This window comes from Paenibacillus mellifer, assembly GCF_023195895.1.
GTDB classification, from domain to species: Bacteria; Bacillota; Bacilli; order Paenibacillales; family Paenibacillaceae; genus Fontibacillus; species Fontibacillus mellifer.
The window spans coordinates 37,431-50,971 of record NZ_JALPRK010000008.1 but is presented as its reverse complement, the minus strand read 5'-3'; the positions used below and the strand labels follow the sequence as shown (position 1 = coordinate 50,971).

Sequence of the window (13,541 nt, the reverse complement as noted above, 5' to 3'; positions counted from 1 at the left end):
TCTGAATCCATCGGGTTTTGATGTATAAATATTATATGGAAAGTGATGCATACATTTATTATACTTTGTATTTGTAATGAAGGGAAATGACCTGTCGACAAAATCAAAAGCCGGGTGAACCCCGCGGTTCCCCGGCCTTTGACGGATAGATCCAGATAGATCCAGGCCTAAGTTAACGAATCCGGCGCATGGAAATGATCACGTCACTCCAATAGCCGCTATCCAGCGGGCTGATTTGAACGCCGGGTTCACCCCAGGTGTGGATGAATTTGCCATCGCCGATATAGATACCGACATGACCGGCGATATTGTCGGATTTAAACCGACCGGGGACGGTGAAGAAGATCAAGTCTCCGACTTGAAGCTCGTTTCGGGTCACCGTAACGCCTTCTTGGGCTTGATCCCGGGCCAGCCGCGGCAGATCTTGACCGAACTTTTTGAAGACATGGCGGGTAAAGGACGAACAATCAAACGTTTTAGACTGCTCGTAAGGGGCAGCGCCAAATTCATAAGGAACGCCCAAATATTGCTTGGCGTAGGAGACCATCTCATCACGATGATCGTCAACCCCAAGAATCCCGTATTGGCTTGTTCCCGTCTGCGGAGAAATGGGGCCACCTGCGGGGGAAATGCGATCAAACGCCAAATCTCCCGTGCGGGAATCGATCCGGGCCTTCGTTTGCAGCAAGGCCGATACGGCATCCATCGTCATATACAATTGGCCGTTCTCGCGAACCGGAGCTTGGGGCAGGGAAATGGGCCGTCCAAAGGAGATGGCATGTCTTTGACTGGGTTGAACAGTAAACATGACATCGGTAAAGCCGAGATTGGCGGTGTCGCCCGTCTCTTGGAGTCGTAAGCCCAGACTTTGAGCTACTTGGGGCAGCGGAACCCAACTCGTGCCGCCCGCATCCGTAACCGCTTCCGTTCTTACCGGTGAGTTACGGGCAGGAGGGACGGAATTCGAGCGGAGCCGGTCCGGCTGGCTGCATGAGGTGGCAAGCACAAGCGGCAGGGCCATACAAACAAGGAACATCCCAAACTTCAAGGTATTGCGCATAGGGTGAGAAGCACTCCATTTCATTCAGATTAGCGAATCAATTGAAGTATGTAAAAAAAGAGATAGAACTATTCGGGCAGGAGCTAAAGGAGCAACCATCATCATGAAGAGCAACATCATGCAAAAAACGCAAGTACAGCGCAAGCCGACACGCCAGCGCCGCAACCTGTCGATCGCAACCTGGGAGGGTGTCCCTTCCACGATCTTTCAAACCTTGCTCGGCGGTCAGTTCCTGACTGGATTTTTGCTGTATTTGGGGGCGAACTCCGCACAGATTGGCTTCGTCCTCGCGATTACGACCTTTGTCAATATTGCCCAAATTGCTGTCGCCTTCTTGATCCAACGATTGACCAGCCGTAAATGGGCGTTGGTGTTGTTCGTTGGGATGCACCGCATTCTTTGGGGGGCTACGGGTCTCGTCCCGTTTGTATTTCCGCACCGTTATTGGGTCGCTGGATTTATCGGTCTGTATATCGTCGCATTTATCTTCAATACAGTTGGCGCGATGCTGTGGAACTCGTTGATAAGCGATATTGTGCCGGCACGCGTTAGAGGCAGGTATTTCGGGATCCGGAATACGTTCCTCAATGCGCTGAGCACAATAATGATGTTTTTAGGCGGGATGGTACTGGATCATTATTCTGCGGCACAGGGATTCTTCTATTTGTATATCGTGATCTGGATCAGCGCTATAGCCAACATTATCGTGTTTACGTTTTATCCCGACATGGCGTTTGAGCGATCGGCCGAAAGCAAGTTTATCCCGATGCTTCGCAAACCGCTCCGCGATGGAGCTTTTATGAAGGCAACGTTGTTCCTGGCAGGCTTCCTGCTCCTGCAGAACCTCGTGGTTCCGCTTTATTCGTATGTGATGCTGGAGTTGCTGCACATCAATTACCAGACCATCTCGCTTCTGAATGTGACGCAGACGGTATTTATGATGGCGAGCTTTTACGTTTGGGGGAATCTAAACGCGCGTTACAGCAATCGACGCCTACTGTTTTGGACGTTACCGATCATTGCGCTTGCGATTCTCTGCTGGGGCGGCCTGTCCTTCATGCCGATGCTGCCCGTGCTCTTCCTGGCTCACATGATATTTGGGGTGGGGGTCGGCGGCTTTAACCAATTGGCCTTTAACTTTATGATCGGTGACACCCCCAAGTCGGAACGTCCGATGTACATGGCGATGTACTCAGCCATTACGGGCGTCGCCTCCTTCTTTGGCCCGTTGTTGGGCGGCCAGGTACTGGAATGGATCGAAGCGTGGCCGATCTGGACACAAGTATTCGGTATGCAACTGGTGGTCGGGACGGCGATGTTTGTGTTGGCCGCGAGTTTGGGTCGGCGAATTTTGCGTGATGTTTGATGGCGGGGATTCAAGCTCATGGTTGTGACGGACAGGGGTGACTTTTGGAGGCGCTTTAAGGTATATTACAAGTTGAGCAGCTAAGCAATGAAGGGAGATTATCATTCATGGCACAAAGAACGGCTTACGAAGGTACCTATCAAGGTGAAAAAGCAGTATGGCTCAAATCCGGACGGTACGAAGCGATCCTGCTGCCGGAAATCGGCGGTAATTTGATCGCTTTCCGTGATGTCGAAAGCGGTTACCGATTCTTGCGCGAACCTGGTGAAAGCGAGATGGAAGCTTTCAAGAGCAACCCGGGAGTTCACGGCATTCCGGTGCTGTTTCCTCCAAACCGCTACGAGGACGGACGGTTCCCGTGGAAAGGCGAGGTTCTTGAGTTCCCGGTCAACGAGGCGGCAACCCATAACCATCTGCACGGATTTCTACATACGACGGCCTGGGAGGTCGAGGATTTCGGCCAAACGCCGTTTGAAAGTTATGTCACGGTTAAGGTGGCTGTTGACGAGAACCATGAGGTGTACCGTTACCTGCCATTCAAGTTTACCGCCCGTTTAAAGTACACTTTAAGCGATGATGGCTTGGCTCAGCAGGTGTTCATCCTCAATGATGGCGACAAGGAGATGCCGTGCCTATTGGCTTTCCATACGGCGGTGAATGCACCGTTTGCGCCAGAGAGTACAGCGAAGGATTATCGGGTGAAGCTGACGATCGGACAACGTTGGCAAATGAGCGATCGGATGCTCCCGACCGGATCCTATCAACCTCTGACGGCCGAAGAGCTGCAGATGCAGGGGGAAGGCGTTTTCCCATTCTTCGCATCTATGGATAATCACTATACGGCCGTGCCGCAGAACGGTAGAAATCGGATGGAGCTGACCGACACGAGACTCGGAAAGACCCTCGTATACGACGTGGGAACCTCCTACAAGCAATGGATGATTTGGAATAACGGCGCAACGGAAGGCTTCTTCTGCCCTGAGCCGCAAATCAATCTGGTGAATGCGCCGAAGTCGGATTTGCCGGCGGAAGAAATTGGATTGTTCAGCTTGCTTCCGGGTGAGATTTGGGAAGAACGCTCCCGTCTGTATGTGAAATAACAATATTAAATGAAAAAAGCAGCCGACCGGCCGTCTGAGACGACGTGAGTCAGGCTGCTTTTTCTTTGGCCGTTAGGCCTGATCCCATTGGCGGAGAGTTAATTCACCCCGGCAGTTACCGTGCCACGTTGCGACGGGATCAGCCGCTTCATTTGCTCCAAATTACGTCTGGGCACATGAATCGTCTTGATGCCGTGCCGTTCATCCCGGAACCATACGACGTTGTCGCGAATTTCGGAGACTTGGGACAGGTTGACGTAGCAGTTCGTGCTGATGCGGTAAAAGCGAGGGTCTGAGATCAGCTTCGAGGTCTGTTCGGCGGATAATCTCTGTTTAATACTGTAATTCCGTCCATGGAAGCAAACCAGTCCGTGAGCTCCGATCTTGAAGAAATACGTCTCGTAAGGATTGAGGTCCTCATAGACACCCCTTTCTTCGAGTCCGACGTTCATCATTCCAAATCCCCCTTTAGAAGATGCTTTCGGAAGCGCTTACAGTATATCATATTTTATCCAATTTGGGTAGGTGACCGGTTCATGTTAAAAATTTTAACTTTTTTCGGCTGAGACTGGACTTTTACACTTATTTACGAAAAAATATAGAGGATGTTATTCCAAACGAGCTATCCTGAAGGAGGAAATTGACTTGTCAGCTTCACAACCTCGATTGCTGTTATTTGTAGGATCCTACGCCGAAGCGAACGATCCTGGAGTTTATGTATATGAAATGGATTCAGCCAACGGAGAAATTCGTCTCCTGGATCAAGCTGCCGGGATGAAGAACCCAACCTTCCTTGGCGTGGATGCAGAGCACCGCAAGGTTTACGCCATTTCCGAAACGTCCATGGAAGGGGAGCGAATCGGCGAGGTCATTGCATTTGATGTCGACACCGAGAGCAAGCTGCGCGAATTGAATCGTGAGGTTACGATCCGCCCTTCCTCTTCGCATATTCAGCTCGACCGAAGCAGTCGCTTTGCCGTCGTGTCAGGATATCATGGGGGGAATGTCGGCCTTGTGCAGCTTCAGGCAGACGGATCAGTGGGACGATTGGTCGACGAACGTCAGCATGAAGGCCAAGGCGCCGACCCGGTGCGTCAGGATCGTCCGCATCCCCACTCCGTGACATTTAGCCCGGACAATCGATTTGCATTGGTTGCTGATCTGGGATTGGATCGCATTGTGGTGTATTCGTTTGAACCGGAAGTCGGACGGCTGGTATACCATAGCGAAGTTTCTACCCCGCCGGGGGCGGGTCCACGCCATCTGGTCTTTCATCCAAACGGAGAGTGGTTATATTCCATCAATGAAGTGAATTCGTCCATCTCCCATTTCAATTACGATGCGGCGACCGGTGAATTGACACTGCAGGACACGGTGCCGACCTTGCCGACTGAATATACAGGGGAAAATACGACGGCGGAGGTAGCTATTTCAGCGGACGGCCATCATCTCTATGGCTCCAACCGAGGCCATGACAGCTTGGTGCATTTCACGATCGACCCGGTGGGCGGACGGCTTACGCTCGTTGAACATGTCTCCAGCGAAGGCGGGCATCCGCGGCATTTTGCACTTACGCCGGACGGATTGTTTCTCATTGCTGCAAACCGCGATAACAGTGCGTTAGCGGTCTTTTCGGTTGAGCCGGAGAGCGGACGAATGACGTTTACCGGCCGGACCGTATCTGTATCCAAGCCGGTATGCGTGAAGCCGGTTTGGTTCTAAAAGGATTCATTTGCAATGTAGAAGAGGCTCGCTTAAGATTAACCCAGGGGATTTTTCTCCAGTAAACATGAAGGAGCCGGTTGTGACTCATGACGTTTTTTAAGGAATTGTTTCAAATGGCGGGATTCCGCAGGGTGTTAGCCCTGCTGTTTGTCGTTATCGTTCTGTACTTCGCCCGAAGTATGCTGAACATGCTGCTGATTACTTTCATTCTGACGTATTTAATTAATCGGCTGCACAACTTCATCAGCCGGAATGTGGCTAAGGTGATTCGCGTCAACCGAACCGTAACCGTCTTGTTTATCTATGTCGTGTTGATTACTTTGCTCGGCTACGCCATTTACTATTATATGCCGGTGCTGCTCACCGAACTAACCGATTTGGTTAACCAAGTGATATCCTTTTACGCTAATCCTCCGGTACTGCCGGATAACCCGATCTTGAACTACATTGTTGAATATTTGAAAGATATCGATCTATCGGCTTATATCAACAACGGTTTTGACTTCTTGCTCAGTACGCTGACCGACATCGGTGAATGGAGTTTGAATTTGTTTATCGCCATCGTGCTCAGTTTGTTCTTCCTGCTGGAGAAAGAGAAGGTGACCAATTTTACAGTCCTGTTCCGCGAAAGTCGGATCGGCGGGCTGTTCAAGGAGCTGGAGTACTTTGGACGTAAGTTTGTCCAGTCCTTCGGCAAAGTGATTGAGGTGCAATTCTTAATTGCCCTAGTCAATGCTTCTCTATCGACGATCTTCTTATGGATATTAGGATTTCCAAACCTGATTGCCTTGGCGATCATGATCTTCCTGTTGGGGCTGGTCCCGGTCATGGGCGTCATCATTTCATTGATCCCGCTCTGCGCGATCGCCTTTAAAATCGGTGGATTAATTAAAATCGTTTATGTGCTGGTTATGATCGCTGTTGTACATGCCGTCGAAACGTATTTCCTGAATCCGAAATTCATGTCCAACAAAACCCATTTGCCGATTTTCTTTACCTTTCTTATCCTGCTGGTCTCCGAGCACTTCCTTGGGATCTGGGGATTGATTGTTGGCGTTCCGATCTTTATCTTTATGCTGGATATCGTCGAGGTGCCTGTGGGAATTCATCCGCCTGCTGTGGTAAAAATTGCGGCGGAAACGGAACCGCCGGCAGAGAATTAAACTGCGAAGTTCAAATGATTGGATAGACGTAAAGCCGCTGAGCTAACCGTATAGGTAGCCCAGCGGTTTTTTTGTAGAGATCAACCGAAGTTTATACGTTCTCTTAATGCGGCAGGTGGCTCCAGTTAACCTGATTGTTCTGGTAATCCGCCGTAGGTTGTCCCGGTTCGCGGTCCTTCCAGGAGCGGTTAATGACCTTCTTTAGCTTTTCCGGGAGTTTGGACTTGATTTTGTCCGCCTTCTCCTTGTCGATTTTGCCCTCTGCAAGCGCTTGGTCGATATTACGGTTTGCCGATTCGGTCAGCTTCTTCAGGTATTCATCTTCGCTCCAGCCCTTCTGGGCCTGCACAATTTGCAGCAGCGTCTTACCCTGCTTGAGTTGCACTACCAGCGCTTTCGGTTCAATTCCAAGCAGTTCGGCCGTATCTGTGAGGATATGACCGCCGCGGAAGTGATGACCGTGCGGGTGATGATGCTTCGTATCCGTCTGGGACGGATTCGGTTGGACCTGTTGCGGTTGATCGGTCGGTGTGCCCGTTTCCGCATACACGGTGTCCGCCGTAGCGGCTGAACCTGCAGCGAGCAGGAGTGCAAGGGTCAGTTTGCCGGCCGTCGGTTTCAAGTTCTCCATAAACATGGACATTTTTCACCTCTTCGTTTAGAATAATTTGGTCCTTGCCTTCATCAGTCTTGACCAAAAAAACGCAGGATATCTGAAATGAACCTTAATATTTCTTAAATTTTCGCTTAAAATAAATGGAATGTGTCGTGAAGCGTAGGGGGAATGGAAGTGACATTTGGCGCGAGAATGCTGAAAACGGGGGTTGCGGTCACCCTGGCTTTATATGCCGGCGCTTTGCTGGGATTATCTTCGCCGGTTATCGCGGGGATCGCCGCGATATTTGCCATGCAGCCGACAATTTATCGTTCCTGGCGTTACTTGATCGATCAATTGCAGACGAATACATTGGGGGCTATCCTGGCTATGCTTGGGGGCATGGTGTTCTCAAACGAACCGATTGCCGTGGGTCTGGTATGTATTTTGGTTATCATGATTTGCCTGCAGCTTAAAATGGGGGATACCATTGGCATAACCCTGGTCACGGTGGTTTCCGTTATGGAGGCCTCGGGCCAATGGGACTTCGCGTTGAATCGGTTTTTGTTGAGCTTGATCGGTATTTTTTCCGCTTTTATCATTAATATCGCCCTATTTCCGCCCAAGCCAAAGGTCCAATTTGAGCAGCAGGTTAGGCAAACTTTCGACCGACTCTCACTGTTGCTCCGCACGGCCGTCTCCGATGAAATCAAAGAATCGGTTTTTCGGGCCGACAAACGGGAGCTCGAGGATACGATCGCACAACTGACCGATAAGTATAAGCTGATGGAAGAGGATCAGAAGAAAATAAAGGCGCCGAAGTTTAGCGACCATCGTCAGTTAGTCGTGTACAAGCAAATGCTGCGTACGCTGCGCAAAGGGTTTGAAGTGCTGGACGCCGTGGAACAACATTATTTCCAGGCGTCCCGTACGCCGGAGTTAAATCGGGAATTCGATGAGCATCTGGAGAAGTTGACCAAGTTCCATGAGCATATCATGTTGAAATTCGACGACAAGCTAAAGCCGGGTTATAGCGAAACGCTGAAGTTTGAAAACGAAAATGATGAGTTCCTGCGACGGATGCTGGATCGGTATGCGGCCGAGCGGACAGGCGTCCTGCGATTATCCATCGTGTCGGCCGAGATGTATGAATATGGGCATCAATTGGAACGCCTTAATCGGTTAGCCGACCATTCCGCAGCGGGAGCCGGAGACTAATCCATTTTAGAACATGAAAAAAGTCCTGCCTTAGGGGCAGGACTTTCATGTCAGTAATCGAGCAAACATAGATTGATAAGTAAGGTTCTTCTTGATAAAATAAAAAATAGACTGCAAACTAATAGTGGTTAGTCGCAATCAACCTGAGTCAATTTTATCACATTTTTAAATTAATGTCAATAGATCGGTTGTGGGTGATTTAGAAGCCATTCAAGGGAGCGATTCAATTGGATCATACAGATCAGGCTTGGCAGGAAGAACAACGCCGCGTGGAGTACGTGGCCGATCAAATCGACGCCAGAATCCGCAAACTAGAACGAGAGGTCGGCAGCGTTCGCGGAGACGTTGTCGAGATGCGGAAAGACTTCTGGGACGAAGTGACGGTGAATTTTAGCGAAGCTGATGATGTCGGCGAAACGTCCACCAGTCTGCGGCAGCAATCCCAGGTGCTCGCGGAGCGGGAGAAGAGCCATCAGCATGCGTCCATTGCGCTCGGGAAGATGAAAAGGTTAAAGCAATCGCCTTATTTCGGCCGGATCGATTTCGCCGAAGCGGGGGAACCGGCGGAAGCCATTTACCTTGGGATCGCTTCGCTGCTTGAAGATGGAGATGAAACGTTCCTCGTTTATGATTGGCGTGCGCCGATCTCCAACCTCTATTATGACAGTGTCCCTGGGCCGGCCTCCTATGAGACGCCATCCGGTACGATCACCGGGGCGATGTCGCTGAAACGTCAGTTCGTGATTCACGGTCGCAACATCAAGCTGATGTTCGACACCGGCGTCACGATCGGGGACGAACTGCTGCAGCAGGTACTAAGCCGCAGTTCCGATGCGCAGATGAAGAGCATTGTGGCAACGATCCAGCGCGAGCAGAACAAGATCATTCGCAACGATCGCAGCCGGATGCTGATCGTACAAGGGGCCGCCGGTAGCGGCAAGACGTCGGCCGCCCTGCAGCGTGTCGCCTATTTGCTCTACAAGCACCGCGAGGTGCTGCAAGCCGACCAGATGATTCTGTTCTCGCCCAATCCAATGTTCAACAGTTACGTTTCAACGGTATTACCTGAACTAGGCGAAGAAAACATGCAGCAAACGACGTTCCAAGAGTATCTGGAACACCGGTTAGGGCGGGAATTCCAGCTTGAGGATCCGTTTGTACAGATTGAATACGTGCTTTCCGCTCCGGAGGATGAGGACTATCAAGCCCGGATCAGTGGAATTCGCTTTAAATCGTCGGTGCAGTTCCTGCTCGCGATCACGCGGTATAAGGAGCTGCTGGAACAAAAAGGAATGATCTTCAAACCGCTGCGTTTTCAAGGAAGGGAGATTGTTGGCGCGGAGGAAATCGCCCGGCAATTTTATGCCTTTGATCCGGCGATCCGGCTGGCGAACCGCTGCGAGCTGCTGAAGGAGTGGCTGCTCAAGGAAATCGCCGCTTTTGGCAAATCCGAGTTAGAACAGCCTTGGGTTGAAGAACAAATTCAGCTGCTGGATACGGAGGATTATCAGCGGGCTTACCAGCGTATGCGGCGCAAGCAGCAAGGCAAAGGGACCTCGTTCAGCGACTATGAGGATGAGAAGACTATCTTGGCCAGAATGGTGGTTAGCGAACGACTTAAGCCACTCCGCAAATGGGTCAAGTCGCTGCGCTTCGTAGACGTAACGCGACTGTATACGCAGTTGTTCAGCGACTTGTTTATGATCCGCGAGGTCAATCCCGAAGGGCTGCCTGAGCATTGGGAAGAAATCTGCGAACAGACGCTGCGGAAAATAGCGGACAGCGAGCTGTTCTATGAAGATATTACACCTTTTCTCTATTTAAAAGAGCTGCTGCTTGGGTTCCGATCGAACACCTCGATCCGTCACGTCATCATCGACGAAGCGCAGGATTATTCGCCGTTCCAGCTGTTCTTCCTGAAGCGGCTGTTCCCGCGTGCCAAAATGACGGCGCTTGGCGACTTGAACCAGGCGATTTATGCGCATGCCTCGGTGCTTCAGCAGTCCTCTGTGTTTAGCGACTTGTATGGAGCGGAGGAGAGCGAGCTGATTACGTTGGAGCAAAGCTATCGTTCTACGCGTCAAATCGTCGAATTCACTCGTGAAATGATTCCCGGCGGGGAAGCGATCGTGCCGTTCAATCGGGAGGGTGAAATGCCTGAGGTTCAACTAGTAGAGGATATAAACGAGCTCCATGCCTCGCTGGAGAGAACCATTGGTCAACTGCGCGCGGACGGTTATGAGTCGATCGCAGTGATCTGCAAAACGGCGGAGGAAAGCCTGGAAGCTTATGAGCGGCTGAGCGCCAAACTGCCGGCCAAGCTGATCAAGAAAACGACGTTATCCTTCGAGAAGGGCGTCCATGTCATTCCGGCTTATTTGGCGAAAGGCGTAGAATTTGATGCGGTATTGATCTATGACGGCTCCGACCGGAGATATACGAGGGATGCTGAACGGAAGTTGTTCTACACCGCTTGTACGAGAGCGATGCATTTGCTGCGTGTCTATTCAATTGGTGAGCCGAGCCGATTTATTCGGGAAGCGGCAAAATCGACCTATACTCTGCTTCCTTAAAGGGCAGTATAATTTCGGCAAAATGAATCACACTAACCGGGTCTGTTTTAAACTTCTTTTCGTGAAGGGTGGCCTGATGGTTAGATGGTCGGCAAACGAGGCGATTTGATTGCTTTGGCATCCATACCGCTTATCATGACGCTGGGCAATTCCATGCTGATTCCGATTTTGCCCCAAATTGCCCGCGAGCTCCACGTTACCTCTTTTCAGGTAAGTATGCTAATCACCGTATATGCCGTTGTGGCTATTTTGCTGATTCCGATTGCCGGCTATCTCTCCGATAAATTCGGCCGTAAGGCGATCATTGTGCCCAGTTTGATTATTGCCGGGATCGGAGGCTGCGTATCGGGGATTGCGGATTGGTTTGCGGACGGGCTGGCGGTATATTGGATCATTCTGGGTGGGCGTTTCCTGCAGGGGATCGGTGCGGCCGGTGCCTTTCCGATCGTGCTGCCGCTGGTTGGCGATCTGTTTGAAAGCGATGAGGAGGTCAGCCACAATCTGGGCGTAATTGAAACCTCTAATACATTTGGCAAAGTGTTAAGTCCCATTTTAGGCGCGCTGCTTGGCGCTTGGATTTGGTATGCGCCGCTTTTGTCCATTCCGGCGCTCTGTCTCATTTCTGTGCTGTTGGTGCTTTTTCTGGTGCATGAACCTAAGGAGCGGGAGAAAGCCAAGCCGCTGCGGGAATTTGTTTCCGCCGTCGGTGACGTGTTGAAGCAGAAAGGGCGTTGGTTGTACGCCATATTTTCGATCGGCTGCATCTCCATGTTTCTGCTGTTCGGCGTGTTGTTTTATCTCTCCGAGCAATTAGAGACAAAGCACGGTCTGAATGGGGTGATCAAGGGGCTGGTGCTGGCGATACCGTTGGCTGCTTTATGTCTGGCCTCTTATATTACCGGAAAAAAAATCGGAAAAGACAAAAAGCTGATGAAATGGTCCGGCGTTGCCGGGTTGATTTTGTCCACTGCGGCTTTATTTGGAATCGGTTTTTTTAGCAATATCTATTTTGTTATCGCTTGTCTGATTGTCTGCGGGTCCGGCATCGGCATTGTTCTGCCCAGCTCCGATGCCTTGATCACGGAAGGAATCGACAAGGAAATGCGCGGGACGATTACTTCGTTATACAGCAGCATGCGGTTTATCGGCGTATCGGCGGGACCGCCGGTCATGTCCCTGCTGATGAAGGCCGGTCATATGACGATGTTCTTCGTCATCGCGGGAGTGTCACTGGTGGCTGTCATCCTGCTCCTGACCTTGGTCAAGCCGGAATCCGGGCGCGGCGGAGCCGTCAAGCCAAAGGAACCCCAAAAACGTCAGAAGGTGGCCAGACCTTTGCATCAAGGATAAGTCAAATCGCGTCTCTTCGCAGCAGCGCTTCCCCTTGGGGGCACGCTGCTGTTCTATTGTCCGGGCTTTTTTGGTATGATAGGAGCTGAGTGCCGCTGGACAGATGAGAACAGCGAGCGATGGAACGAATCGTCATGATTTTGGAGGGGTAGACATGAATGCCAAACAGGCGGCGGGTTACCGCGCAGCAGAATGGGTCAAGGACGGAATGACGGTAGGACTCGGTACGGGATCGACAGCTTATTATGCCATTGAGAAAATCGGAGAGATGGTGAGAGACGGACTGCGCATCCGGGCAATTGCCACCTCCAACGCCTCGGAGGAGCTTGCCGTGAAGTATCAGATCCCTCTGATTCAGGCAGGGGAAGTGGACAAGCTGGATCTCGCCATCGACGGAGCCGATGAGGTTGATCCGCAAATGGCCTTGATCAAAGGCGGCGGCGGCGCTTTACTGCGTGAGAAGCTGGTAGCCATCAACAGCGACCGGTTTATCGTTATTGCTGACCAGGGGAAGATGGTTTCCAGCCTAGGACGCTTTAAGCTTCCGATTGAGCTGGTTCCTTTCTGCTACGAATGGACGCTGCGAGAGCTGAAGAGTCGTTACGACATTCCGTTTGAATTGCGGATGCAAGGGGATCAGTTGTACGTCACCGATAACGGGAATTATATCGTGGATGCGGCCTTCGGCCAAATCACAGACCCCGCTCGCTTGAGCGAGGAGTTGAAAGCGATGACCGGCGTTGTCGAGCATGGTTTGTTTGTCGGAATCGCGCAAACGGTCGTGATCGGTTATGAAGACGGACGTACGGAAATCAAGGAGGCTCCATGTTCAAACCAATAAACAAGCGGGTGAACGAGCCGGCTATTCGGGAGTTACTGGAATGCGCGGTCCTGTTCGATCCCGATGCGCTGGAGACGGCGGCCTGTTTATATCGAGAAGAGGATACCTATAAGCTTTACGGTTATGAGGAAGAAGGCGGGATCGCCGGCATCATCGGCTTTCGCGTGAATACTTCGGATACGCTCGAAATCGAGCATCTTGCCGTCCATCCGGAACAGCGGATGAAAGGATTCGGGCGCGCCTTGGTACTGCTGGCCCTAACGGAAGCCGGGCCGGAGCGGGTGGAAGCCCTCACCGATGAGGAGGGGGCGGATTTCTTCCGCAGTATAGGGTTTCAGATTACCGGCTTTCAGGATGAAGCTTCCGGGGAAGAACGTTTTCGCTGTATCTACGAAGTTGAGAACGACGAGGATTAGGAAGAGTCGAAAGGCTGCGGGGATACCCTGCGGCCTTTCTTCATTATTGGGATCATTTCATCAAAAAGAGAATTGACTTTCGATGGGCAATCGCCTATAGTTTCATTGTCGAACTATTTTACTATAGAACTAAC

At 51.2% G+C, this 13,541-nt stretch carries 12 protein-coding genes; 9 read left to right on the top strand and 3 right to left on the bottom strand.

Features of this window, described 5'->3' with window-relative positions:
- Positions 1–172: 172 nt before the first annotated feature.
- Positions 173–1,060, bottom strand: coding sequence for a C40 family peptidase (locus tag M0651_RS10700; protein WP_248551737.1), 888 nt, complete (start codon positions 1,058–1,060; stop codon positions 173–175).
- A 103-nt stretch (positions 1,061–1,163) separates the two neighbouring features.
- On the opposite strand from M0651_RS10700, the gene M0651_RS10695 reads away from it, so the two are divergent.
- On the top strand, positions 1,164–2,426 hold the full coding sequence (locus M0651_RS10695) for an MFS transporter (RefSeq protein ID WP_248551736.1): 1,263 nt from the start codon (positions 1,164–1,166) through the stop codon (positions 2,424–2,426).
- 107 nt (positions 2,427–2,533) lie between these two features.
- On the top strand, positions 2,534–3,526 hold the full coding sequence (locus M0651_RS10690; RefSeq protein WP_248551735.1) for an aldose 1-epimerase: 993 nt from the start codon (positions 2,534–2,536) through the stop codon (positions 3,524–3,526).
- 98 nt (positions 3,527–3,624) lie between these two features.
- Here the strand turns inward: M0651_RS10690 and M0651_RS10685 are convergent, their stop codons facing one another.
- Positions 3,625–3,981 carry a LytTR family transcriptional regulator DNA-binding domain-containing protein gene (locus M0651_RS10685; protein WP_248551734.1) on the bottom strand — a complete coding sequence of 119 codons (357 nt, stop codon included), beginning with the start codon at positions 3,979–3,981 and terminating at the stop codon, positions 3,625–3,627.
- A 190-nt stretch (positions 3,982–4,171) separates the two neighbouring features.
- Here M0651_RS10685 and M0651_RS10680 point away from each other — a divergent pair, with 190 nt between their 5' ends.
- Positions 4,172–5,248, top strand: a complete 1,077-nt coding sequence (locus M0651_RS10680) for a lactonase family protein (protein ID WP_248551733.1) — start codon at positions 4,172–4,174, stop codon at positions 5,246–5,248.
- Between the two features lie 89 nt (positions 5,249–5,337).
- Positions 5,338–6,414, top strand: a complete 1,077-nt coding sequence (locus M0651_RS10675) for an AI-2E family transporter (RefSeq protein ID WP_248551732.1) — start codon at positions 5,338–5,340, stop codon at positions 6,412–6,414.
- 103 nt (positions 6,415–6,517) lie between these two features.
- On the opposite strand, the gene M0651_RS10670 is transcribed toward M0651_RS10675, so the two are convergent.
- On the bottom strand, positions 6,518–7,057 hold the full coding sequence (locus M0651_RS10670; RefSeq protein WP_248551731.1) for a hypothetical protein: 540 nt from the start codon (positions 7,055–7,057) through the stop codon (positions 6,518–6,520).
- A gap of 147 nt (positions 7,058–7,204) precedes the next feature.
- Here M0651_RS10670 and M0651_RS10665 point away from each other — a divergent pair, with 147 nt between their 5' ends.
- The 5 genes from M0651_RS10665 (at position 7,205) to M0651_RS10645 (ending at position 13,407) form a co-directional block, all read left to right on the top strand.
- Positions 7,205–8,227: an FUSC family protein gene (locus M0651_RS10665; RefSeq protein ID WP_248551866.1), complete on the top strand. Its 1,023-nt coding sequence runs from the start codon at positions 7,205–7,207 to the stop codon at positions 8,225–8,227.
- Positions 8,228–8,454: 227 nt separating this feature from the next.
- Entirely contained in the window at positions 8,455–10,800 is a 2,346-nt protein-coding gene (gene helD / locus M0651_RS10660) for an RNA polymerase recycling motor HelD (protein WP_248551730.1), read from the top strand.
- Positions 10,801–10,884: 84 nt separating this feature from the next.
- Positions 10,885–12,150 carry a bacillibactin exporter BcbE gene (gene bcbE / locus M0651_RS10655; RefSeq protein ID WP_248551729.1) on the top strand — a complete coding sequence of 422 codons (1,266 nt, stop codon included), beginning with the start codon at positions 10,885–10,887 and terminating at the stop codon, positions 12,148–12,150.
- A 154-nt stretch (positions 12,151–12,304) separates the two neighbouring features.
- Complete coding sequence (gene rpiA / locus M0651_RS10650) at positions 12,305–12,991, top strand: ribose-5-phosphate isomerase RpiA (protein ID WP_248551728.1); 687 nt, start codon at positions 12,305–12,307, stop codon at positions 12,989–12,991.
- Positions 12,976–13,407, top strand: coding sequence for a GNAT family N-acetyltransferase (locus tag M0651_RS10645; protein WP_248551727.1), 432 nt, complete (start codon positions 12,976–12,978; stop codon positions 13,405–13,407). The genes rpiA and M0651_RS10645 overlap by 16 nt, the downstream gene beginning before the upstream one ends.
- Positions 13,408–13,541 lie beyond the last annotated feature (134 nt).